Annotated in this window: 21 protein-coding genes; 11 read left to right on the top strand and 10 right to left on the bottom strand. The window is 74.5% G+C overall.

Annotation, left to right across the window (positions count from 1 at the left end):
• Positions 1 to 3: 3 nt before the first annotated feature.
• The 5 genes from H6H00_RS30860 to H6H00_RS30840 are packed head-to-tail and all read right to left on the bottom strand — an operon-like array spanning position 4 to position 5398.
• Complete coding sequence (locus H6H00_RS30860; RefSeq protein ID WP_185719126.1) at positions 4 to 1383, bottom strand: class I SAM-dependent methyltransferase; 1380 nt, start codon at positions 1381 to 1383, stop codon at positions 4 to 6.
• A gap of 16 nt (positions 1384 to 1399) precedes the next feature.
• Complete coding sequence (locus tag H6H00_RS30855) at positions 1400 to 2683, bottom strand: SAM-dependent methyltransferase (protein ID WP_255425467.1); 1284 nt, start codon at positions 2681 to 2683, stop codon at positions 1400 to 1402.
• On the bottom strand, positions 2680 to 3459 hold the full coding sequence (locus H6H00_RS30850; protein ID WP_255425466.1) for a DUF1365 domain-containing protein: 780 nt from the start codon (positions 3457 to 3459) through the stop codon (positions 2680 to 2682). The genes H6H00_RS30855 and H6H00_RS30850 overlap by 4 nt, the downstream gene beginning before the upstream one ends.
• Positions 3456 to 4730 carry an NAD(P)/FAD-dependent oxidoreductase gene (locus H6H00_RS30845; protein ID WP_185719125.1) on the bottom strand — a complete coding sequence of 425 codons (1275 nt, stop codon included), beginning with the start codon at positions 4728 to 4730 and terminating at the stop codon, positions 3456 to 3458. Before H6H00_RS30845 ends, H6H00_RS30850 begins: the two co-directional genes overlap by 4 nt.
• Entirely contained in the window at positions 4727 to 5398 is a 672-nt protein-coding gene (locus H6H00_RS30840; RefSeq protein ID WP_255425465.1) for an alpha/beta hydrolase, read from the bottom strand. Before H6H00_RS30840 ends, H6H00_RS30845 begins: the two co-directional genes overlap by 4 nt.
• A 156-nt stretch (positions 5399 to 5554) precedes the next feature.
• Between H6H00_RS30840 and H6H00_RS30835 the strand changes: the two genes are divergently transcribed.
• Both H6H00_RS30835 and H6H00_RS30830 read left to right on the top strand, forming a co-directional pair.
• On the top strand, positions 5555 to 6376 hold the full coding sequence (locus H6H00_RS30835) for a lysophospholipid acyltransferase family protein (protein ID WP_185719123.1): 822 nt from the start codon (positions 5555 to 5557) through the stop codon (positions 6374 to 6376).
• Positions 6377 to 6518: 142 nt separating this feature from the next.
• A complete protein-coding gene (locus tag H6H00_RS30830; protein ID WP_221775727.1) occupies positions 6519 to 7400 on the top strand; it encodes a type IV toxin-antitoxin system AbiEi family antitoxin domain-containing protein in 882 nt (293 codons plus the stop codon).
• A gap of 153 nt (positions 7401 to 7553) precedes the next feature.
• Here the strand turns inward: H6H00_RS30830 and H6H00_RS30825 are convergent, their stop codons facing one another.
• The 3 genes from H6H00_RS30825 to H6H00_RS30815 form a co-directional block, all read right to left on the bottom strand.
• On the bottom strand, positions 7554 to 8492 hold the full coding sequence (locus tag H6H00_RS30825; protein ID WP_185719122.1) for an acyl-CoA desaturase: 939 nt from the start codon (positions 8490 to 8492) through the stop codon (positions 7554 to 7556).
• 78 nt (positions 8493 to 8570) lie between these two features.
• Positions 8571 to 9932, bottom strand: a complete 1362-nt coding sequence (locus H6H00_RS30820) for a mycothione reductase (RefSeq protein WP_185719121.1) — start codon at positions 9930 to 9932, stop codon at positions 8571 to 8573.
• An 83-nt stretch (positions 9933 to 10015) separates the two neighbouring features.
• A complete protein-coding gene (locus H6H00_RS30815) occupies positions 10016 to 11329 on the bottom strand; it encodes an aminotransferase-like domain-containing protein (protein WP_255425464.1) in 1314 nt (437 codons plus the stop codon).
• A gap of 60 nt (positions 11330 to 11389) precedes the next feature.
• On the opposite strand from H6H00_RS30815, the gene H6H00_RS30810 reads away from it, so the two are divergent.
• Positions 11390 to 12148, top strand: a complete 759-nt coding sequence (locus H6H00_RS30810) for an alpha/beta fold hydrolase (protein WP_255425463.1) — start codon at positions 11390 to 11392, stop codon at positions 12146 to 12148.
• Positions 12145 to 12609, top strand: coding sequence for a GNAT family N-acetyltransferase (locus tag H6H00_RS30805; RefSeq protein ID WP_185719119.1), 465 nt, complete (start codon positions 12145 to 12147; stop codon positions 12607 to 12609). Before H6H00_RS30810 ends, H6H00_RS30805 begins: the two co-directional genes overlap by 4 nt.
• A 14-nt stretch (positions 12610 to 12623) precedes the next feature.
• On the opposite strand, the gene H6H00_RS30800 is transcribed toward H6H00_RS30805, so the two are convergent.
• Entirely contained in the window at positions 12624 to 13535 is a 912-nt protein-coding gene (locus H6H00_RS30800) for an SCO6745 family protein (RefSeq protein ID WP_185719118.1), read from the bottom strand.
• 92 nt (positions 13536 to 13627) lie between these two features.
• Between H6H00_RS30800 and H6H00_RS30795 the strand changes: the two genes are divergently transcribed.
• On the top strand, positions 13628 to 14083 hold the full coding sequence (locus H6H00_RS30795; protein WP_255425462.1) for a LapA family protein: 456 nt from the start codon (positions 13628 to 13630) through the stop codon (positions 14081 to 14083).
• A gap of 54 nt (positions 14084 to 14137) precedes the next feature.
• Here H6H00_RS30795 and panB read toward each other — a convergent pair whose 3' ends face one another.
• Complete coding sequence (gene panB / locus H6H00_RS30790) at positions 14138 to 15055, bottom strand: 3-methyl-2-oxobutanoate hydroxymethyltransferase (protein WP_379540035.1); 918 nt, start codon at positions 15053 to 15055, stop codon at positions 14138 to 14140.
• A gap of 95 nt (positions 15056 to 15150) precedes the next feature.
• Between panB and H6H00_RS30785 the strand changes: the two genes are divergently transcribed.
• The 6 genes from H6H00_RS30785 to H6H00_RS30760 all read left to right on the top strand — a co-directional run bounded on the left by H6H00_RS30785 (position 15151) and on the right by H6H00_RS30760 (position 22222).
• Complete coding sequence (locus H6H00_RS30785) at positions 15151 to 16707, top strand: alpha/beta hydrolase (RefSeq protein ID WP_185719116.1); 1557 nt, start codon at positions 15151 to 15153, stop codon at positions 16705 to 16707.
• 70 nt (positions 16708 to 16777) lie between these two features.
• The gene (glnA, locus tag H6H00_RS30780; RefSeq protein ID WP_185719115.1) at positions 16778 to 18121 is read left to right on the top strand and encodes a type I glutamate--ammonia ligase; all 1344 of its coding nucleotides are present in this window, start codon (positions 16778 to 16780) and stop codon (positions 18119 to 18121) included.
• 35 nt (positions 18122 to 18156) lie between these two features.
• Entirely contained in the window at positions 18157 to 18993 is an 837-nt protein-coding gene (locus H6H00_RS30775; protein ID WP_185719114.1) for a GNAT family N-acetyltransferase, read from the top strand.
• 10 nt (positions 18994 to 19003) lie between these two features.
• Positions 19004 to 20857, top strand: coding sequence for a DNA primase (dnaG, locus tag H6H00_RS30770; RefSeq protein WP_185719113.1), 1854 nt, complete (start codon positions 19004 to 19006; stop codon positions 20855 to 20857).
• A 61-nt stretch (positions 20858 to 20918) separates the two neighbouring features.
• On the top strand, positions 20919 to 21464 hold the full coding sequence (locus H6H00_RS30765) for a hypothetical protein (protein ID WP_185719112.1): 546 nt from the start codon (positions 20919 to 20921) through the stop codon (positions 21462 to 21464).
• Entirely contained in the window at positions 21461 to 22222 is a 762-nt protein-coding gene (locus H6H00_RS30760; protein ID WP_185719111.1) for a trans-aconitate 2-methyltransferase, read from the top strand. The genes H6H00_RS30765 and H6H00_RS30760 overlap by 4 nt, the downstream gene beginning before the upstream one ends.
• The last annotated feature ends 8 nt before the right edge of the window (positions 22223 to 22230 follow it).

Here is a 22230-nt window from a genome sequence, read left to right as displayed (position 1 = left end):
CCGTCATCGTGTCGGTTCGACCAGCGCCGTGCGCGCCGAGCCGTTGGCCGAGCTGCCGTTCGTCACCGAGACGTGATCCATTTCCGGGTCGCGGCCCAGCGTGGAGGTGCGCCCGCGCGGCAGCCCGGACCGGCCGTCGGCGTCGGGGCGGACCATGAGCATCTGGTGCACGCCCATCCGGTTCTCCTCGAACGCCAGCGCCGCGCCCGCGAGGTAGAGCAGCCAGACCCGGAACTGCTCCTCGCCGACGAGCCGGACCGCCTCGGCCCTGTTGTCCTGCAGCGTGTCCAGCCACGGGCGGACGGTCCAGACGTAGTGCTCGCGCAGGGAGTGGACGTCGACGACCTCGAGACCGGCGGCCTCCAGGAAGTTCAGCGTCTCGCCGAGCGGGCGCATGTACATGTCGGGTGCGACGTAGGACTCCATGAACGCCCCGCCGCCCGGCGCGGTGTTGGCCCCGGCCGCCCCGCGCGACATCTGCTGCAGCAGCAGGCGACCGTGGGGGAGCAGCAGCTTGTGCAGCTGCGCGGCGTAGACCGGGTAGTTGTCCTGGCCGACGTGCTCGCCCATCTCGATGGAGGAGATCGCGTCGAAGGGCTGGTCGGGGATCTCGCGGTAGTCCTGCAGGCGGATCTCGATCTGCTCCGACAGCCCGAGCGCCGCGACCCTGGCCATCCCGAACGCGCGCTGCTCGGCCGACAGCGTGACCCCGACGGCCGTGACGCCGTAGTGCTTCGCCGCGTGGACGAGCAGCGACGCCCACCCGCAGCCGACGTCGAGCAGGCGCATGCCCGGCTGCAGGCCGAGCTTGCGGCAGATGAGGTCGAGCTTGTCGGTCTGGGCCTGCTGCAGCCCGTAGCCCGCGCTCGTCTCCTGCGTCCAGTAGCCGCACGAGTAGGCCATCTGCGGGTCGAGGAGGAACTCGTAGAAGTCGTTGGACAGGTCGTAGTGGTGCGCGATCGCGGCGCGGTCGCGGCGGCGGGTGTGCAGCCCGCCGTCGAGCCGGGCCTCCGACGCCGGGGGCTTCGGGCGCGGGCCGAGGATCCCCAGCTTCGCGGCGAGCTTCGCGGCGTCGACCTTGTCGGCGGCGGTGAGCCTCAGCGCGCCCAGGTCCTGGGCGCGCGCGAGCTTCCAGAACCGGGACAGGCCCTCGGCGACGTCGCCCTCGACGTCGAGCTCACCGGCGACGAACGCGCGCGCGAGCCCGAGCTCGCCGGGGTTCCAGAGCAGGCGCCGCAGCGCCCGGCGGTGTCGGATGATCGCGACCGGGCCGTCGGGGGCACCGGCCTCTGAGCCGTCCCACGCCCGCAGGCGGATGGGCAGCGGCGCACCGATGAGGCGCTCGACGAGCCCGGCGAGCTGCGGGGCGACGGGGGTGGGCACGGTGTGTCTCCAGGAGTCAGTAGGAGCGGCGGTGCTGCAGCGAGAGCTGGTAGACGTCGAGGTAGCCGACGCGGAACCCGGCCTCGCAGTAGGCGAGGTAGAACTCCCACATGCGGCGGAACGTCTCGTCGAAGCCGAGGCCGGCGACGGTCTCCCAGCGGGCGAGGAACGTCTCGCGCCAGTGGGCGAGCGTGCGCGCGTAGTCGGGGCCGAGGCTGCGGCGCTCGGCGATGCGCAGGCCGGTGTGGTCGCGCAGGTTCTGCTCGATCGCGTCGACCGAGGGGATCACGCCGCCGGGGAAGATGTACTTCGAGATCCACGTGTAGTCGTTCTGCGACACCACCAGGCGGTCGTGCGGCATGGTGATCGCCTGCAGGCCGACCTTGCCGCCGGGCTTGAGCAGGCGGTCGAGCGCGGCGAAGTACGTCGGCCAGTAGGCGACGCCGACGGCCTCGATCATCTCGACGCTGACGACGGCGTCGTAGCTGCCCTGGGCCTCGCGGTAGTCGCGCAGCAGCACCTGCACGCGGTCGGCGACGCCGGCCTTCGTCAGGCGCTCCTCGGCGAGCTTGGCCTGCTCGGCGGAGATGGTGAGCGTGGTGACGCGGGCGCCGCGCTGGGCGGCCCGGGTGGCGAGCCCGCCCCAGCCGGTGCCGATCTCCAGCACGTGGCTGTCGGGGCCGACGCCTGCCATGTCCAGGATGCCGTCGATCTTGCGCTCCTGGGCGTGGACGAGATCGTCGCTGCCGTCGGCGAACCAGCCTGCGGAGTAGGACATCGTCTCGTCGAGGAACGTGGCGAACAGGTCGTTGGACAGGTCGTAGTGGCGCTGGATGTTCTCCCGCGAGCCCTCGACCGTGTTCACCTCCTCGCTCGGCTGCCGGGCCTCGGCGAAGCGCCGCCCGATCCGCTGCAGCGTCGGCGGGATGAGGGTGGAGAGCTTCGCGGCGAACGGCGTGAGGAGGTCGGCCAGGTCGGTGGTGGTCCAGTCGCCGACCATGTACGCCTCGCCGAACCCGATCTTCGAGTTCGCGCCGAGCCGGTGGAAGAACGCCTCGGGCCGCACGATCCGCATGACGGGCGAGTCGGGGCCGCCCGCGCCGATCCGCTCGCCGCCGGGGAACACCACCCGCACCGGCAGCGGCTTCACCGCGCGCCGGAACAGCGCCTCGGCGATCCGGGCCTTCCCCGGTGCCCGCGGCGGCGTGGCCAGGCCCGGCCACACGCCCTCGTTCGGCCGGGGCACGAGGTGGTTGTTGGAGCGCCGGACGGGCGCCGAGCTGACGGGTTCAGTGGTCACTGGACGCCTTCCTGGGGTACGTGCTGCGGGCGACGGACGACGGGCAGGCGCTTGAGCCACAGCGTGATGCCGTGGCGGCGGATCAGCGCCGACGTGCGGTGGGTCATGAACGGGCGCCGCACGAGCATCCGGGCGAGCGCGGCGGGGGTGGCGGGCCGGCGGGTGCCGACGACGGTGGCGGTCAGGGCGGTGGCGTCGTCCTGGCGCAGGGCGACGGTGACGGCGAGGCGGTCGCCGGGCAGCGGCAGCGTCATCCGGTAGGTGCCCTCGACGGTGAGGAACGGGGAGACGTAGAAGTCCTTGCCGGTCTCCGCGCGGCCGGCGTCGTCGGTGCGCAGCAGGTAGCAGTGCCGCTCGCCGTAGGTGTTGTGGACCTCCGCGACGACGCACTCCAGCGCGCCGTCGGGCCGGTGGCACCAGTACACGCTGATCGGGTTGAACACGTAGCCGAGCACCCGGGCGTTGGCGAGCATGAGCACCTGGCCGCCGCGCAGGTCGACGCCCTGGGTGGCCAGCCACGCGTCGAGGTTCTGGCGGATGGTCCGGTCGGGGTCGCCGAGGTGGTCGCGCGCCTCGAACCGGGCGAACGGGCGCAGCCAGCGGGGCAGCTCGGGCAGGGCGTCGACGTCGACGAGCCACAGGTAGACCGCGTGCCCGAAGCTGCGCTGCACGGCCTTGCGGCGGACGTGGCGGACCTCGGCGTCGTAGAGCGACGGCACGACGACCGGCGCGCGGACGATCTCCTGCCGCGAGGACTCCTGCTGCGGCGACGTCACCAGCCCGCCCCCAGGCTGGCGGCCGCGCGCACGCCCGCGGCGCACCCGTCCTCGTGGAATCCCCAGCCGTGGTAGGCCCCGGCGAACGCGACCGTGCCGTCGTTGAGCTGGGGCAGGCGGCGCTGCGCGGCCACCGACTCCGGGGTGTAGATCGGGTGCTCGTAGTGCATGGTCGCGATGACCGACCCCGGCTCGACGCGGTCGGTGCCGTTGAGCGTCACCACGTAGTCCTCCGGCTCGGCCAGGCGCTGGAGCCGGTTCATGTCGTAGGACACGAGCACCGGGGCGTCCTGGCTGGAGCAGGCCGACTTGAGGTAGTTCCACGACGCGCGCGCACCCGCGTTCCGCGGCAGCACCGACGTGTCGTGGTGCAGCTGCGTGGTGTTCGCGGAGTAGGCGAAGGCGCCCAGCACGTCGCGCTCGTCGGCGGTGGGGGCGGCGAGCAGCGCGAGGGCCTGGTCGGGGTGGGTGGCGATCACGGCCTTGTCGAAGCGCTGCGTGCCGTCGGCCTCGATCTCCACACCGTCGCCCGAGCGGCGGACGGCCTTCACCGGGTTCGACACGTGCACCGCGGAGAGGCTCTTGACGACCCGCTCCACGTAGGACCGCGACCCGCCGGTGACGGTGCGCCACTGCGGCGACCCGCCGACGGAGAGCAGGCCGTGGTGGTCGAGGAAGGTGAACAGGTAGCGCGCGGGGTAGGACATCGACACCGACTCGCCCGCGGACCAGACCGCGCTCACGACCGGGAGCATGAAGTGCTCGACGAAGTAGCGCGAGTAGCCGCCGATGGCCAGGAACGCGCCCAGGGTGACGTCGCCGGCGCGCTCGTCGGCCAGCACCCGCCGGGCGTGCCGGTGGAAGCGGACGACCTCGCCGAGCATCCGCAGGTACTGCGGGCGGGCCGCGTTGGACGCCTGCGGGAACAGCCCGCCGAGCTTGCGCGCCCCGGCGTACTCCAGCCCGCAGCCCTCGCAGCGCACGCTCATCGACATGTCCGACTCCTGCGTCGCGACGCCGAGCTCGGCGAACAGGCGCAGCAGGTTCGGGTAGGTGCGCTCGTTGTGCACGATGAACCCGGAGTCGACGAACGCGGTGCCGCCGTCGGGGGTGGGGAGCTCGTGGGTGTGGGCGTGGCCGCCCAGGCGCGCGTCGGCCTCGAACAGCGTGACGTCGTAGCGGCGCTGCAGCAGGTACGCGGCGGTGAGACCGGCGACGCCGGACCCGACGACGGCTGCGGTGGGCCGGTCGGTCGCGGGCAGCTGGCTCATGTGTGTGCTCCATGCAGTACGGCCCGCAGGCCGGTCGGGGTCGGTTGGTGCAGAGCATTCGCAATGGTGGGGTCCACGGGTTCGATCCCGAGGGCGCCGAGCACGAACCGCTGCGTCAGGGCGTGCCAGTCACCGACGCGGGTGAGCATGAAGTGGCCGGCGCCGGGCACGTCGAAGCGGCAGACGGCCACGCCCCGCTCCTTCGCCCGCACCGCGTAGCGGTAGGACTCGCCGGGGTCGGTCCAGCGCTCGCGGTCGCCGTGGGCGATCAGGACGGTGCGGCCGTCGAGCTGGACGACGGGGTCGGACCGGTCGAGCCAGGGGGCGAGCGCGCAGACCGCCACCACGTTGGACGATCCGGCGGCGCCGAGCGCGGCCCGCCCGCCCATCGAGTGCCCGACCAGCGCGACCGGCACCCCGGGGAACCGCTCGGCGAGCTCGGCGAGGGCCCACTGGGCGTCGCGCAGGGCGTCCTTGGCGGGGGCGTTCCAGCCGCGGTAGCGGTAGCGCAGCAGGTACACCGCGGGCCCGCGGCGGCTCAGCGCGCGGGCGAACGGCACCATCCGCCGGTAGGTCAGCCGCTTGCGCTCGCCGCTCTCCCGGCTGTGCGCGCGACCGCCGTGCAGGACGAGGACCAGGGCGGACGGGGCGTCCTGCTCGCGTCCCACGGGTTCCAACCGGGGCAGACCGGACTTGTCGGGCACGACGACCTCACGTACGGGGGGATGGGCGGAATCAGTGTCGCCGGACATTCCGTCGCGGTCCCGTCGCCGGATGGGGGCTGGGACGCACGTCACACCGGACCCGTGCGACACAATGGACGCATGAGGCCGCTCACGACCTGGCAGAAGCTGCGCCTCACCGTCACGCGGCGGTGGGACACCTCCGGTTTCTGGTTCGGTTTCGCGATCTGGCTGCTGTGGCCGTTCACGATGTTCGGCACCCGGATCGGCTGGAGCGGCGGGGAGCACATCCCGCGCACCGGCGGCGCGCTCCTCGCGCTCAACCACGTCTCGTTCGCCGACCCGATCTTCGACGTCGCGTTCACCGTCTCGCACGGGCGGATGCCGCGGTTCCTGGCCAAGTCGGAGCTGTGGGACGTGCCGGTCGTGCGCTCGGTGCTGGGCAAGGGCGGCCACATCCCCGTCTACCGCTCGTCCGCGCGCGCCGGCGACGCCTACCGCGAGGCGATCAAGGCGGTCCAGCGCGGGGAGGTCGTGGCGTTCTACCCGGAGGCCACCTACACCGCCGACCCCGCGGGCTGGCCGATGAAGGCCAAGAACGGCATCGGCCGCATCGCGCTGGTCACCGGGGCGCCCGTCATCCCCGTCGCGAACTGGGGCACCCAGGACGTCCTGCCCCCCGGCACGTCGACGCCGCGGCTGTTCTTCCCGCGCCGGCGCGTCACCGTGGTGGCGGGCCCGCCCGTCGACCTGTCGCAGTGGCTCGGCGGCCCCCGCACCCGCACCGCCCTCGACGGCGCCACCGGCGCGATCATGGCCGACGTCACCGCGCTGGTGGCGGGGATCCGCGGCGAGACGCCCCCGGCCGTGCCCTACGACCCGGCCACGGCCCGCGCCGAGCTCCCCTCCGGCCCGCCCGCCGTGGACCCGACCCCGGCCGAGGAGCGCCCGACCGCATCGTGATGGCCCGCGCCCCGCGACCATGATCGCCAGGAGTGGTCCGCCGGTGCCGCTGGTGACACCCGCTGACCACTCCTGACGATCGTCGACGACGGGGCGTCCCGTTCGGCCACGGGCCGGGCGGCCTGCGCGCCATGCTCACCCGGTGTCCTCCGAAGCCCTGCTCGCACCGCTGCTCGCCCGGCAGGCCGGTGTGGTCACGCTGCGGCAGGCCGTGGCCGCCGGGATGTCGGCGAGCTCGGTGCACCGGCGGGTGCGCTCCGGTGCGTGGGAGCTGCTGCAGCCCGGCGTCTACCTGGTCGGCGGCCACCGGTACACCGACGAGGTGCGCATCCGGGCCGCATGGCTCGGGGCCGGTGGCGCGCCGGCGATGGTGAGCGGGCCCGCTGCGGCGTACTGGTACGGGATGCTCGACCGGGCCCCGGCCGTCGTCGAGCTGACGGTGCCGCGACGTCGACACCTGCGGCCCGGTCCGGGCGGGTCGGTCGTGCGGCGTGACCTGTCACCCGTCGACCGCGTCGAGGACCGTCACCTCGTCCTGACGGCCCCACCGCTGACAGCGCTGGAGACGGCTCTCGTCCTGCCCGGGGGATCGGCCTTCCTCGACCGGGCGCTGCAGCGCCACGTCCGCTTCCCGACGCTCTACCGCGCCTACTGCCGCAACCTCGGCCGCCGCGGGTCGGGTGCGGCCGGTCGGTTGATCGCCGCGGCCGCCGACCGGGCCGACTCGGCGGCGGAGCGCCTGCTCGTCACCCTGCTGCGCGACGCGGGGATCACCGGCTGGGTGCTCGGGCACCCGTTCGGGCCGTGGCGGATCGACGTCGCGTTCCCGCGGGCGAAGCTGGCGATCGAGGTCGACGGGTGGGCGTGGCACGTCGACGTCGAGAGGTTCCGCAACGACCGGCGCAAGGGCAACGCCCTGCACCGCAGCGGCTGGGACCTGCTCCGCTACACATGGCACGACCTCGACGGCAGGCCCGCCGCCTGCGTGCGGGAGATCGCGGACTCGCTCCTAGCGGCGGCATGATCGGCGGAAGTGGTCGGCTGGTGTCACCGGTGACACCAGCCGACCACTTCTGGCGATCATCGGTGAGATGCGCGCGTCTCGCGGGCCGGTGGCCGGCGTGGGGGCCGGGTCCGCGCTGCTGGTGTTCGGGGCGCGCGCCGCGCTGCTGGTGATCTAGGCGCGGGCCAGCTTCTCCAGGCGCTTCGTGGTGGGCCAGCGGACCGAGTGGGCCCAGCCGAGCTTCTCGAAGATCCGGATGACGCGGGCGGAGATGTCGACCTGGCCGCGCTGCACGCCGTGCCGGGCGCAGGTGGGGTCGGCGTGGTGCAGGTTGTGCCACGACTCGCCGAAGCTCAGGACGGCGAGCGGCCACACGTTGCGGGAGTGGTCGCGCGAGGCGAAGGGCTGCTCGCCGATCATGTGGCAGATCGAGTTGATCGACCAGGTGACGTGGTGCAGCAGCGCGACGCGCACGAGCCCGCCCCAGAAGAACGCGGTGAGCGCGCCGGCCCAGGACAGCGTGACCAGCCCGCCGATGACGCCCGGCAGGACGAGCGAGAGCGTGGCCCACAGGACGAACAGCCGGTCGACCCGCACGATGTCGCGGTCGGCGAGCAGGTCGGGGGTGAAGCGCTCCTCGTTGGTCTGGTCGCGGCCGAACAGCCAGCCCATGTGCGAGTGGTAGAAGCCCTTGGCCAGCGCGCGCGGTCCGGTGCCGAACAGCCACGGGGAGTGCGGGTCGCCCTCCTTGTCGGAGAACGCGTGGTGGCGGCGGTGGTCGGCCACCCAGTCGATGACGGGCCCCTGCAGCGCCAGGCTGCCCGAGATCGCCAGCGCGACGCGCAGCACCCGGTTGGCCTTGAAGGAGCCGTGGGTGAAGTAGCGGTGGAAGCCGACGGTGATGCCGAGGCCGCTGACGACGTAGAACGGCAGCGCGATCGCGATGTCGACCCAGCTCAGGCCCCAGCCCCAGGCGATCGGCACGGCGGCCAGCAGCGCGAGGAGCGGGGTGATCACGAAGATGTAGACGGCGACGGTCGACGCGACCCCGCGCTGCCCGTCGAGGATCGGCTTCGGACCGGACGGCCGGGTGGGGCTCTCGGCTACGGACATGGGCGGCACCTCGGGTGTCGACGGAGGAAGGGTGGCCTCACTGGCCACCCCAGTATCCAGCATTCGACGCCCGAGCCCCTACAGATCGAGCCCGAGCAGTGCGTTCTCGACCACTTCCGGCAGCGCGGGGTGGATCCAGTACTGCCCCTCGGCCATCTCGCGGGCGCCGAGACCGAACGCCATGGCCTGGACCAGCGGCTGGATGACCGTGCTCGCCTGCGGTCCCATGACGTGCGCCCCGAGGATGCGCCCGGTCCCGCGCTCGGCGATGATCTTGCAGAACCCGGTGGTGTCCTCCATCGCCCAGCCGTAGGCGACGTCGCCGTAGGCCTGGATCTTCACCGCGACGTCGAGCCCCTCCGCGCGGCACTGCGCCTCGGTGCGTCCGACGGCCGCGATCTGCGGGTCGGTGAACACCGCGGCGGGCACCGCGTGGTGGTTGGTGGCGCGCAGGTCGTCGGGGTGGGCGAGGTTGTGCGCCACGACCTTCGCCTCGTGGTTGGCCACGTGCTTGAGCTGGTACGGCGAGCTGATGTCGCCGAGGGCGAACACCCCGTCGACGCTCGTGCGCTGGTGCTCGTCGACGGCGATCCGGCCGTCCACGTGCACCGCGATCCCGGCCCTGTCCAGGTCGAGGCGGTCGGAGTTCGGCTTGCGCCCGGTCGCGACGAGCACGAGGTCGCCGCGGACCGACGAGCCGTCCTGGAAGGTGAGCTCGATGCCGTCGGCGCCGTGCCGGGCGGTGGTGATCGACTGCCCGAGACGGACGTCCCAGCGGTCGCGGACGGCGTCGGTGAACCGCTCGGCCACCGTCTCGTCCTGCGAGCGCAGCAGCTGCCGGCCGCGTCCGATGATCGTGACCCGCGAGCCGAGCGCGGAGAACACGTGCGCGAACTCGGCGCCGATGTAGCCCGCGCCGACGACGAGCAGGTGCTCGGGCAGCGTGTCGATCCGCATGATCGTGTCGGACGTCTCGTACGGGATGCCGGAGTCGGTGATCGGCTGCGGGATCGCGGGGCGGCCCCCCGCGGCGATGACGATCCGGTCGGCGCTGAACGGCTCCCCGCCGTCGACGGAGATCTCGCGCGGGCCGGTGAACCGGGCGTGCCCCTCGTAGACGGTGACGTTGGGGCAGCGGTCGACCCGGTACTCGCGCCCGCCCGCCGAGATCGGGTCGATGCGGCCGAACACGCGGTCGCGGATGTCGGTCCAGCGCACCTTGTCGACGGAGGCGTCGATCCCGTACGTCGACGACTTCCGGATGAGCCGGGCGACGTCGGCGGGGTAGACGTACATCTTCGTCGGGATGCAGCCGACGTTCAGGCACGTGCCGCCGAACACCCCGTGCTCGACGATCGCCACGTCGAGGTGGTCGAAGCGGGGGTCGACGATGGAGTTGCCCGAGCCGGTGCCGATGACGGCGAGATCGTGGTGGCGCACCCGGCGAGGTTAACCGGGGTCGGTGGTCCTCGTCGGACCCGTCCGCGAACCGTCACCACCCCGTACGGGCCCCGACCTCGCGGCTACTCGATCCCGTCGTCCCCCGGTGCGCCGCGGGCCAGCGCGGCGAGCCGGTCCAGCGCCCGGGCGAGCACCGGCAGCGGGGGAGCGGCCAGCGCCAGGCGCACCGCGTCGGGCGCGTGCGCGGGACCCACGGCGAACGCCGCGGCCGGGGTGACCGCGATGCCGAGCCGGGCCGCCGCGGCCACGAACGTCTCCGCCCGCCACGGCGCCGGCAGCTCCCACCAGCAGTGGTACGCCGCCGGGTCGGCGCGCACCGCGATCCGCTCCCGCACCAGGGCCTGGCGGGCGGCGGCGTCGACGCGCTTCGCGGCCTCGATCTCGGCGACCGCCCCCGACGCCATGGCCCGGGCGGTGGCGTCGAGCGCGAAGCCGGTGGCGGTCCAGCCGCCCGAGCGCAGCGCCGCGGACACCCGCTCGGCCCAGGCGGGCGGGGGCACCACGATCCCGACGCTGAGGCCCGGCGCGAGGCGCTTGGACAGCCCGTCGACGACGAGCGTCCGCTCCGGGGCCCACGTGACCAGCGGCGGGGGACCGTCGCGCAGGAACGCGTAGACCGTGTCCTCGACGCACGGCAGGTCGCGCTCGCGCAGCACCGCGGCCAGCTCCGCGCGGCGCCGGGGCGGCATGGTCACCCCGAGCGGGTTGTGCAGCGTCGGCTGGACGTAGACGGCGTCGAGCGGGCCGGCGTCGCGCACGCCGTCGGGGACGAGGCCGTGGTCGTCGACGGGCAGCGGGACGAGCCGCACGCCCAGCCGCGCGGCGATCCCGCGCACGACCGGGTAGGTGAGCAACTCGACGCCGAGCCGCCCCCCGACGCCGACGAGCGCGGCGACGGCGGCGGCGACGGCCTGGCGCCCGTTGCCCGCGAACCGGATCGCGTCCGGGTCGGGGGCCCAGCCCGGGCGCGCGAACGTGGCGGCGGCGGCCGCGCGGGCCGCCGGGGTGCCCATGACGCCGACCGGCGCGAGCGCGGCGGCGAGCGCGTCGGCGCGCAGCAGCGGGCCGACGGCGCGCGCGAGGATCTCGGCCTGGCCGTCGACGACGGGGAAGTTGAGCTCCAGGTCCACGCGCCCGTCGGCGGGGTCGGGCAGGTCGGGGCCGGGGTCCCGGGCCCGCACGAACGTGCCGCGCCCGACCTCGCCGACCGCGATCCCGCGCCGCACCAGCTCCGCGTAGACCCGCGACGCGGTGGACACGGCGATCCCGCGGTCGCGCGCGAACCGGCGCTGGGTCGGCAGCCGCTCGCCGGGGCGCAGGCGTCCGGCGTCGACGTCGGCGGCGAGGGCGTCGGCCAGCGTGCGGTAGTCGTCCACGATTGCTCCGAGAACATTGTCCGTCTTGAATGCGGTGAATGTACCGCGCAGACTCGGACCGTGATCGCCGTCGACGACATCGGGCCCGTACCGCTGCTGCTGGTGCACGGGCATCCCTTCGACCGCTCGATGTGGCGGCCCCAGCTCGCGCGCTTCGGCCCGCGGCGCCGCGTGCTCGCCCCCGACCTGCGCGGCTACGGCGCCACCGGCGGCGCGACGCCGTCGTGGCGGGCACTGGCCGAGGACCTCGTGGCGCTGCTCGACGGCCGAGCGGTGCCGCGCGCGGTGGTCGTCGGCCTGTCGATGGGCGGGCAGGTGGCGATGGAGCTGCACCGGATCGCCCCGCGGCGCGTGGCCGGGCTGCTCCTGGCGGCGACGACCCCGGCGGCCGAGCCCGACCGCGCGGTGCGCCTCGCCGCGGCCGAGCGGCTCGAGCGCGAGGGGACGGGGCCCTACACGGACGAGGTGCTGGACCGGATGGTCGTCCCCGGCTCGCCCGCGGCCGCGCACGTCGAGGCGATGATGCGGGCCGCGGACCCGCACGGTGCGGCCGCCGCTCAGCGCGGCCGCGCCGACCGGCCCGCCTACCCGCTGCACGACGTGGCGGTGCCCGCGGCCGTCGTGGTCGGGACGCGCGACGGCTTCACCTCCGTCGAGGAGGCCCGCCGGACGGCCGACGCGCTGCCCGACGCCGAGCTCACCGTCGTCGACGGGGTGGCGCACCTGCCCAACCTGGAGGCCCCCGACGCGTTCGACGCGGCACTGCAGCGGCTCCTCGACCGGGTGGAGCGGCCGGTGTCTGGTACTGATGGCGCATGAGCAACGACGTGTTCGCGGCCACGGTGCACCGGGCCTGGGCGGCCGACCTGGACCCGCGCACGTTCTACGAGCTGCTGCGGCTGCGCGTGGACGTGTTCGTCGTCGAGCAGCACTGCGCCTACCCCGAGCTCGACGGCCGGGACCTCGAGGACCGCGCCCGGCACTACTGGCTCGGCGGCGAGGGCCGCCCCGAGCCGATCCTGGGCACGCTGCGGCTGCTCAAGGAGCCCACCGGCGAGCACCGGATCGGGCGGCTGTGCACCGCCGCCTCGGCGCGCGGGCACGGTCTGGGCCGGCGGCTGATGGAGGCCGTGCTCGGCGAGATCGGCGACCGCCCCTGCGTCCTCGACGCGCAGTCGCACCTCGCCGACTTCTACCGCAGGCTCGGGTTCGAGGCCGTCGGCGAGCCCTTCGACTGGGACGGCGTCGCGCACCAGTCGATGCGCCGCGGCGCCCGCTAGGGGCCCGGCGGGGCTCAGCCCGCCGCGCGCTTGCGCGGGTCCGGCGGGAACGCGCCCGCCGCCACGCACTGCTCCGACCAGCCCGCGAGCGCCGCGGTGACCGGGCCGAGGTCGTCGCCCAGCGCCGCGACCAGCGCGTACTGGGAGGTGTCGGTGGCGTCCTCGATCCCGTCGCGGACGGCGCGGCCCCGCTCGGTGAGTGCGCCGTCGGCGAGCAGGCCGTCGGCCTCCAGCCGCGCGACGGCGGCCGCGGCGGTCTCCTCGGGCCAGGCCCGGGTGCCGGAGTACTCGCCGACCGGGTAGCCCAGCCAGACCTCCATGAGCACCCCCATCCGCACCGGGTCGAGCCCGGCGGCGACGGACGCGGCGACGTGGCCGTCACCGCGGTGCTCGCGCACGAGGTCGGCGGCGCGCCACAGGCGGCCGAAGGCGTCGTCGAGGCGGGGCTGGGCGCGCAGCGCGGCGAACAGGACGCGGCCGGTGCCGTCGAGTCCCGCGACGGCGTCCTCCAGGATCCCGGCGACCCGTGCCGCCTCGGGCTCCGCGGCGTCGCCGAGCACGGCGCGCAGGCTCGCGGCGGTGGCGGCGTCGCGCAGCGCGATGAGCTCGGGCAGCGGGACCAGCGCGCGGCCCGCGGTCCACAGCGCGTCGACGAGGCCGGGTTCGAACACCGCGAACGTGGCCGCCACGACCGACGACGGCACCTCGCCCAGCGGCGCGGCGCGGCCGGTCACGTAGCCGGTGAGGAAGTCGTGGCCGCGCTCGGCGAGCGCCCGGTTGACCGGGGCGGACCAGACGGCGTGCATCGCGACCGGTTCGAGGGCGTCGCGCAGGGCGCGTGCGGGGGTCGGGGACGGTCCGCCGGCCGGGCCGGTGGTGTCCGGCGGGGCGGTGAAGAAGGTGTCCAGCGCGGCGGCGTAGTCCATGGTCGGACGTTAACCGACCGTGCTCTGCCTCACACGGCCGGTTGCGGGATACTTCGCCGCGCAACCGGTGAGACGAACAGGATGGTGGCGGCATGAGCGAGGACCCGACCCGGGCGACGCGATCTGGGGGGCCCAGCTACGGCAGTGTCGGTCCGCACGACCCGCACGCCGACCCGGCCACCAACCCGGGCATGCGCCCGGTCGGCCCGGCCACGGACCCCGAGGGGCGGACCGTCGCGGTCCCCTCGGACCCGGACACGGCCCCCGTCCCCACGACGCCCCCGCGTCCCGACCCCGTCATCGGGCACACCCGCAGCGGCGGGCTGTGGACCGGGCTGATCCTCTCGGCGATCGTCGGCATCTTCCTGCTGGTGTTCATCCTGCAGAACAACGTGCCGGTGGAGATCAACTTCCTGGGCTTCACCGGGTCGCTGCCGACCGGGGTGGCCCTGCTGCTGGCCGCGATCGCGGGGCTGCTGCTCGTCGCGATCCCCGGTGGGCTGCGGATCCTGCAGCTGCGCCGCGCGGCCAAGCGCGCGTCGCGGTAGGGCTCTCCGCAGGGGCGCGCGTCGACGCGCGCCCCTGCGGGAGGTCTCGGGACGTCAGGAGTACGAGTGCTCCGCGTCGGGGTACTCCCCGCCGCGCACCTCGTCGCCGAACCGCCGCGCCGCGTCGACCAGGATCGAGCCGACGTCGGCGTACTGCCGCACGAAGCGCGGCTTGCGGCCGCGGTTCATGCCGGCCATGTCCGACCAGACGAGCACCTGCGCGTCGCAGTCGGGGCCCGCGCCGATGCCGATCGTGGGGATGGCGAGCTCGCCGGTGACGCGCTTCGCGACGTCGGCGGGCACCATCTCCAGCACGACCCCGAACGCCCCGGCGGCCTGCATGGCCAGCGCGTCCTCGATGAGCCGCTCGCCGTGGTCGCCGCGGCCCTGGATGCGGAACCCGCCGAGGGCGTGCTCGCTCTGCGGCGTGAACCCGAGGTGGGCCATCACCGGGATCCCGGCCCCGGTCAGCGCCTCGACCTGCGGGGCGTAGCGGGCCCCGCCCTCGAGCTTGACGGCGTGCGCGCCGCCCTCCTTCATGAACCGGAAGGCGGTGGTCAGCGCCTGTTCGGGGCTGACCTGGTAGCTGCCGAAGGGCAGGTCGGCGACGACGAGCGCGCTCTTCGCCCCGCGGACGACGGCCTTGACCAGCGGCATCAGCTCGTCGACGGTCACGGGGATGGTGTTGTCGTAGCCGTAGACGTTGTTGCCGGCGGAGTCGCCGACGAGCAGGACCGGGATGCCGGCCTCGTCGAAGATCTCCGCGGAGTAGACGTCGTAGGCGGTGAGCATCGGCCAGCGCTCGCCGCGGTCCTTCATCTCCCGCAGGTGGTGCACGCGGGTGCGCTTGGGGGCGGCGGGGGCGCGGTAGGGCGCCTGCACCTCGGCGTTGTCAGACATCGTTGTCCGTCCTCCCTCGAGGCCCGTCGGGGTCCCCGGGTTGTCAGGTGGTGACGAGGGAGAGCGTGACAGCCCGCGGGGCCGGCGGCACCGGCGAGCGACGGAGTTCACACCGGCCGGGTGATCCGCCGGACGGGGGCCGCCGGTCGGCTGGCATGCTCGGGACGATGGACGTCCGACGTGTCGCCGCCCCCGCCGCCGCGCTCGCGCTGGCGCTGGTGGCCGGGTGCACCACCACGGTCGCGGGCACCGGTACCGCCGCGGGGTCACCCGCGCCGGCCGGCCTGGAGTCGTTCTACGGCCAGGAGCCGAGCTGGGGGCCGTGCGCGCCGTTCGCGGTGACCGCCGACGACCGCGACTCCTACGCCGACCCCGCCCTGGACTGCGCCACTGTCACGGTGCCGCTGGACTACGCGCGGCCCGACGGCGACACCGCCGAGATCGCGATGCTGCGCAAGCGCGCCACCGGGGACCGGATCGGGTCGCTGCTGCTCAACCCGGGCGGGCCCGGCGCGTCCGGGATGAGCTTCGGGCCGTCGATCGCCGCCGGGATCGCGGGCACGCCGCTCGCCGAGCGGTTCGACCTCATCGGCTTCGACCCGCGTGGGGTCGGGGCCAGCGAGCCCGCGATCGACTGCGAGACCGACACCGAGCGCGACGAGGAGCGCGCCGACATCGACGCCGACGGCTCGCCCGCCGGCGTCGCGCTGGTGGAGGCCGACTCGCAGGAGTTCGTCGACCGCTGCGTCGAGCGCGTCGGGCTCGACGTGCTGGCCAACGTCGGCACCCGCGAGGTCGTCCGCGACCTCGACATCCTGCGCGACGCCCTCGGCGACCGGCAGCTGACCTTCCTCGGCTACTCCTACGGCACGTTCATCGGGGCGAAGTACGCCGAGGCGTTCCCGGCGAACGTGCGGGCGCTCGTCCTCGACGGGGCGGTCGACCCCGCGCAGGACCCGGTGGAGAGCTCGGTGGACCAGGCGGCCGGGTTCCAGCTGGCCTTCGACGCGTTCGCGGCCGACTGCGCCACCCGGCCGGACTGCGCGCTCGGGACGGACCCCGCGGCCGCCGTCGACGCGTTCCGGGCGCTGGTCCTGCCGCTCTACGACACCCCGGCGGCCGTCGGCGACGGGCGGCAGCTCGGCTACGCCGACGCCATGACCGGCGTCGTCCAGGCCCTCTACAGCGACCAGCTCTGGGAGGTCCTGCGGCTCGGGCTCACCGAGCTGACGGCCGGCAGCGGCCGCGTCCTCGCGCTGCTCGCCGACAGCTACGAGGGCCGCGCCGAGGACGGCACCTACGACAACGACCTCGAGGCGTTCCCGGTGATCGCCTGCGTCGACGACCGGCGCATCACCGACCCCGCGGTGTACCTGGAGATCGACACCCGGTACCGCGAGGTCGCCCCGTTCCGCGACGACGGCCGCGGCCCGAGCGCGGCCCGCCCGCCGTGCGCGTTCTGGCCGGTGCCGCCGACCACCGAGCCCGCGCTGCCCGTCGTCGACGGGCTCCCGCCGGTGCTGGTGATCTCGGTGACCGGCGACCCGGCCACGCCGTACGAGGCCGGGGTGCGCCTCGCCGACCAGCTCGGCGCCGCGCTGCTGTCGGTCGAGGGCAACCAGCACACCGTCGCGCTGACCGGCGTGCCGTGCGTCGACGACGCCGTCACGCGGTACCTCGTGGATCTGGAGATCCCGGCCGACGGGGCCTCCTGCACGATCTGATGACGTCGCCGACACCACAGTGACCAGGCACGAAACACGTTCGTAACGCGGCGTTCCTACTCTCCGGCCCATGGATCGCCAGCAGGAGTTCGTGCTCCGCACGCTCGAGGAACGCGACATCCGCTTCGTGCGGCTCTGGTTCACCGACGTGCTCGGTTACCTCAAGTCGGTGGCCGTCGCGCCCGCCGAGCTGGAGGGGGCCTTCGCCGAGGGCATCGGGTTCGACGGATCGGCGATCGAGGGCTTCGCCCGCGTCTACGAGTCCGACATGGTCGCCCGCCCCGACCCGTCGACGTTCCAGGTGCTGCCGTGGGAGACCGCGTCCGGCGAGCACTACTCCGCCCGCATGTTCTGCGACATCGCCATGCCCGACGGCTCGCCGTCCTGGGCCGACCCCCGCCACGTCCTGCGCCGCGCGCTGAGCAAGGCCGCCGAGGCCGGGTTCACCTGCTACGTCCACCCCGAGATCGAGTTCTACCTGCTCCGCGAGCTCACCGCCGACGGCACCCCGCCGGTGCCCGCCGACTCCGGCGGCTACTTCGACCAGGCCAGCCACGACGTCGCCCCGCACTTCCGGCGCAACGCGGTGGAGACCCTGGAGTCGATGGGGATCTCGGTGGAGTTCAGCCACCACGAGGGCGGGCCGGGCCAGCAGGAGATCGACCTGCGCTACGCCGACGCCCTGACCATGGCCGACAACATCATGACCTTCCGGTACGTGGTGAAGGAGGTGGCGATCACCCAGGGCGTGCGCGCGTCGTTCATGCCCAAGCCGTTCTCCCAGCACCCCGGCTCGGCGATGCACACGCACTTCTCGCTGTTCGAGGGCGACCGCAACGCCTTCCACGACCCGAACGACCCCTACGAGCTGTCCGAGACGGGCAAGGCGTTCGTGGCGGGCGTGCTGCGCCACGCGCGGGAGATCAGCGCCGTCACCAACCAGTGGGTCAACTCCTACAAGCGCCTGATCACCGGCGGCGAGGCCCCGACGGCGGTGTCCTGGGGACACGCCAACCGCTCCGCGCTCGCGCGCGTGCCGATGTACTCGCCGGGCAAGTCCTCGACGCGCCGGGTGGAGATCCGCACGCTCGACACCGCGTGCAACCCCTACCTGGCGTTCGCGGTGATCCTCGGCGCCGGCCTGCAGGGCGTCGCGAAGGGCTACGAGCTGGGCCCGGCCACCGAGGACGACGTGTGGTCGCTCACCGACACCGAGCGCCGCGCACTGGGCTACGAGCCGCTGCCGCAGAACCTCACCGAGGCGCTGCACGCGATGGAGGGCTCGGAGCTGGTGGCCGAGATCCTCGGCGAGCACGTGTTCGACTTCTTCCTGCGCAACAAGCGCGCCGAGTGGGACGCCTACCGGCGCAACGTCACCCCCTACGAACTGGCCACCTACCTGCCGGTTCTCTGACGGAACCCGCTCGCCCCCGGTGCGACGATGGGGGCATGCGGGTCACCGTCCACGAGTCGGTCGCGGCGTTCGACGCCGCGGCCGGTCCGCTCTACGCCGCCGACCCGGTCCGGCACACGCTCGCCCACACCGTGCTGGACCGGCTCCGCGACCGGCCCGACCGCGCCGCCCTGCTGGTGACGGTCGCCCGGGCCGGGGAGACGGTCGGCGCGCTGCTGCAGGAGGTCCGGCGGCCCGCGGTGGCCTCCGCGCTGCCCCCGGGGCTCGCCGCCGCGGTGGCGGAGCGGGCAGGCACCGACCTGCCCGCCGTCAACGGGGAGGTGCCGCAGGCGGAGGCGTTCGCGGCCGCGTACACCGCCCGGACCGGCCGGGGCAGCGAGGTCGCGATGCGGATGCGGCTGTTCCGGCTGGTCGCGCTCACGCCGCCGCCGCGGGTGCCGGGGTGCGCGCGCGTCGCGGGGCCGGCCGACGTCGACCTCGTGGCGCGGTGGCAGGCGGCGTTCGGGGCGGAGGCGATCCGGTCGCTCGGCCCGCCGGCCGACGCGCGGCCGGGCGTCGTCGAGTCGATGGAGCGGGGCGGGGGGCACCTGCTGTGGGAGGTCGACGGCCGCCCCGTCGCCTACGCCGCCGCGCGCCGACCGGTCGGTCCGATGTCGCGGGTCGGGCCCGTCTACACCCCACCGGAGCACCGCGGGCACGGCTACGGCTCGGCCGTCACGGCCGCGGCCACGGCGTGGGCGCAGGACGCGGGGGCCCGCGAGGTGGTGCTGTTCACCGACCTGGCCAACCCGGTCAGCAACGCGATCTACCCCCGGATCGGCTACCGCCCCGTGCTGGACGCCCTGGAGCTGACCTTCACCGAACGCGCCTAGACTCGGCCCCGTGGCGGGACGCATCAGGGATTCGGACATCACCGAGGTCCGCGACCGCACCCGCATCGACGAGGTGATCGGCGACTACGTGGCCCTGCGGCGCGCGGGCGCAGGGTCGCTCAAGGGCCTGTGTCCCTTCCACGACGAGAAGTCGCCGAGCTTCAACGTCCGTCCCACGCACGGCACGTTCCACTGCTTCGGCTGCGGCGAGGGCGGCAGCGTCTTCGACTTCGTGATGAAGATCGAGGTCGTCGGGTTCGCGGAGGCCGTGGAGCGCCTCGCCGACCGCATCGGGTTCCGGCTCACCTACACCGGCGGCGGGGCGTCGGTGCAGCGCGACAAGGGCACCCGGTCGCGGCTGCTGGAGGCCAACAAGCGGGCCGCGGAGTTCTACGCCGCGCAGCTGCAGACGCCCGAGGCCGCGAAGGGCGTCGAGTTCCTCACCTCCCGCGGGTTCGACGCGGCGGCCGCGGCCACGTTCGGCTGCGGCTGGGCCCCCGCCGGCTGGGACACCCTCACCAAGCACCTGCTCGCCGCCGGGTTCTCCGTCGACGAGCTGGTCAAGGCCGGGCTGTCCAAGGAGGGCCGCCGCGGGCCGATCGACCGGTTCCACCGCCGGCTGCTGTGGCCGATCCGCGACCTCGGGGGCGAGGTCGTCGGGTTCGGGGCGCGGCGGATCTTCGACGACGACGGCATCGACGCCAAGTACCTCAACACCTCCGACTCGCCGGTCTACAAGAAGACCAACGTGCTGTTCGGCCTCGACCTGGCCAAGCGCGAGATCGCCAAGCGCCGCCAGGTGGTGGTGGTGGAGGGCTACACCGACGTCATGGCGATGCACCTCGCCGGCGTCACCACCGCGGTGGCGTCCTGCGGCACCGCGTTCGGCACCGAGCACATCGCGGTGATCCGCCGGCTGATCGGCGACGACTCGTTCGACCTGGGCGAGGTGATCTACACCTTCGACGGCGACGCGGCCGGGCAGGCCGCCGCGCTCAAGGCGTTCGAGGGGGAGCAGAGCTACACCGGCCAGACCTATGTCACGATCGCCCCCGACGGCCAGGACCCGTGCGAGCTGCGCCAGACCCACGGCGACACCGCGGTCCGCGACCTCGTGGCGCGGCGCGAACCGCTCTACGAGTTCGTCATCCGCTCGATGCTGCGCGAGCACGACCTGGAGACCGCCGAGGGCCAGACCGCGGCCCTGCGCCGCGCGGTGCCGCTGGTCGCGCGGATCAAGCGCGAGGACCTCCGCGACGAGTACGCGCGCCGCCTCGCCGGCTGGACCGGCTGGCCCGACGAGTTCGCCGTCGTGCGGCGGGTGCGCGAGGAGGCCGGCGTGCCGCCGGACAAGGTGCGCGGGCGCCGGGAGGTCCCGGCCCCGCCGCCGCGCAACGACCCCCGCCTGCACCTGCAGCGCGAGGCGCTCAAGGCCGCCCTGCAGCTGCCCGCGATCGCCGGCCCCGCCTACGACGAGCTGCCCGAGCAGGTGTTCAGCCACCCGGCGCTGGCCGGGGTGCACCGCGCGGTGCAGGCCGCGGGCGGCGTCTGCGCCGGGCTGGAGGGCCCGACGTGGCTGGAGGCCGTCAGCGTGGAGTGCGTGCCGGAGGTGCGGCCGCTGGTGCACGAGCTGGCCGTCGAGCCGCTGCAGATGCCGCGGCGCGGGATGGAGGAGGCGCGGTACGTGGGGAGCGTGGTGGCCGGGGTGAAGCTGGCGCTGGTCGAGGCCCAGGTGGCCGAGCTGAAGGGTCGGCTGCAGCGCACCAACCCGCTGGAGGACGCCGACGCCTACCACCAGCTCTTCGGCGACCTGGTGCCGCTGGAGCAGTACCGGATCGCGCTGCGTGAGCAGGCGTCCCGATGACCACCCGTGCGCGGAAGAGCGCGCCGGGGCAGCCGTTTCCGCGCACGAGGGGTGGACGCCGATGAGGCCCGCGAGGCTGAGCCCGCTGCAGGCGATCCGCCGGGTGCTGGGTCGCGACGAGCTGCCCGAGGGGTTCCCGGCGACGCTGGAGGCCGACGAGCGGGTGCTCGCCGTCGCCGTGCTCACGGGGGGCGGGCACCTGGTCGTCACGTCCTGGGGGCTGTGGATCCCCGCCGACGACGGCGACGTCCGCCGCGTCGGCTGGCACCTGGTGAGCCGGGCGGCCTGGGGCAACGGCGCGATCGAGCTCGTCGAGGCGGAGGAGGAGCGGGCCGGAGGGGCGGTGCTGCTCGTCGACCGGCCGGTGCGCCGGCTGCGCCTGGCCGACCCGGGGCGGGTGCCGGAGATCGTGCACGAGCGCGTCACCGGCTCGATCCGCAGCCGCCACCACCGCGACCTGCCCGGCGGCGGGGCGTGGTTCGTGCAGCGCAAGGTCCCCGGCCGCGACGGGACGGTGCTGCAGGTCCGCCCCGACCCGGGCACCGACCCCGCCGCCGCCCGCCAGGTCGCGGCCGACGCGGCCGCGGCGCTGGGCCTGGGGTCGTGACCTCCACCTCCTGGGACCCGGCGCTCTACCTGGACTTCGACGACCACCGGTCCCGCCCGTTCCACGACCTGCTCGCGCGCATCGGAGCGGTCGCGCCGCGCCGGGTCGTCGACATGGGCTGCGGCCCCGGCCACCTCACTGCGGTGCTCGCCGCCCGCTGGCCCGGTGCGGCGGTCGGCGCGTTCGACTCCTCGGCGGAGATGGTCGACGCCGCGCGTGCGCGCGACGTCGACGCCGAGCAGCTCGACGTCCGCGACTGGACGCCCGCCCCCGACACCGACGTCGTCGTCAACAACGCGGTGCTGCAGTGGGTGCCCGAGCACGTCGCGCTGCTGCCGGGCTGGCTCGCGGCGCTGCCGTCCGGGGCGTGGTTCGCGATGCAGGTCCCCGGCAACCTCGAGGCCCCGTCGCACGCACTGGTCCGGGAGCTGCTGACCGAGCCGCGCTGGGCGGGCACCACCGACCTGCGCGACGGCACCGCGGTCCTCGACCCCGCCGGCTACGCCGACCTGCTCTCCGGCGCCGCGGTCGACGCCTGGGAGACCACCTACCTGCAGCGCCTCACCGGCGAGGACCCGGTGCTGCAGTGGATCAGCGGCACCGCCCTGCGCCCGGTCCGCGACGCGCTGGAGCCCGCCGACTACGCCGCCTTCCGCGCCGAGCTGGCCCCGCGCCTGCGCGCCGCCTACCCCGCCCGGCCCGACGGCAGCACCTGGTTCCCGTTCCGCCGGATCTTCGCGGTCGCCCGCACGGCGTGAAGGTGCTC

The organism is Pseudonocardia petroleophila, assembly GCF_014235185.1.
Lineage (GTDB): Bacteria > Actinomycetota > Actinomycetes > Mycobacteriales > Pseudonocardiaceae > Pseudonocardia > Pseudonocardia petroleophila.
Note: the sequence above shows the minus strand (reverse complement) of the source record. Positions and strands in the feature narration are given on the sequence as shown.

Bases quoted from the DNA above. Each gene is read 5' to 3' on its own strand.
- H6H00_RS30845 (WP_185719125.1), bottom strand. From the start codon at position 4,730: ATGAGCCAGCTGCCCGCGACCGACCGGCCCACCGCAGCCGTCGTCGGG.
- H6H00_RS30785 (WP_185719116.1), top strand. From the start codon at position 15,151: ATGGACGTCCGACGTGTCGCCGCCCCCGCCGCCGCGCTCGCGCTGGCG.
- H6H00_RS30805 (WP_185719119.1), top strand. From the start codon at position 12,145: ATGAGCAACGACGTGTTCGCGGCCACGGTGCACCGGGCCTGGGCGGCC.
- H6H00_RS30800 (WP_185719118.1), bottom strand. From the start codon at position 13,535: ATGGACTACGCCGCCGCGCTGGACACCTTCTTCACCGCCCCGCCGGAC.
- H6H00_RS30825 (WP_185719122.1), bottom strand. From the start codon at position 8,492: ATGTCCGTAGCCGAGAGCCCCACCCGGCCGTCCGGTCCGAAGCCGATC.
- H6H00_RS30835 (WP_185719123.1), top strand. From the start codon at position 5,555: ATGAGGCCGCTCACGACCTGGCAGAAGCTGCGCCTCACCGTCACGCGG.
- glnA (WP_185719115.1), top strand. From the start codon at position 16,778: ATGGATCGCCAGCAGGAGTTCGTGCTCCGCACGCTCGAGGAACGCGAC.
- H6H00_RS30775 (WP_185719114.1), top strand. From the start codon at position 18,157: ATGCGGGTCACCGTCCACGAGTCGGTCGCGGCGTTCGACGCCGCGGCC.
- H6H00_RS30765 (WP_185719112.1), top strand. From the start codon at position 20,919: ATGAGGCCCGCGAGGCTGAGCCCGCTGCAGGCGATCCGCCGGGTGCTG.
- H6H00_RS30795 (WP_255425462.1), top strand. From the start codon at position 13,628: ATGAGCGAGGACCCGACCCGGGCGACGCGATCTGGGGGGCCCAGCTAC.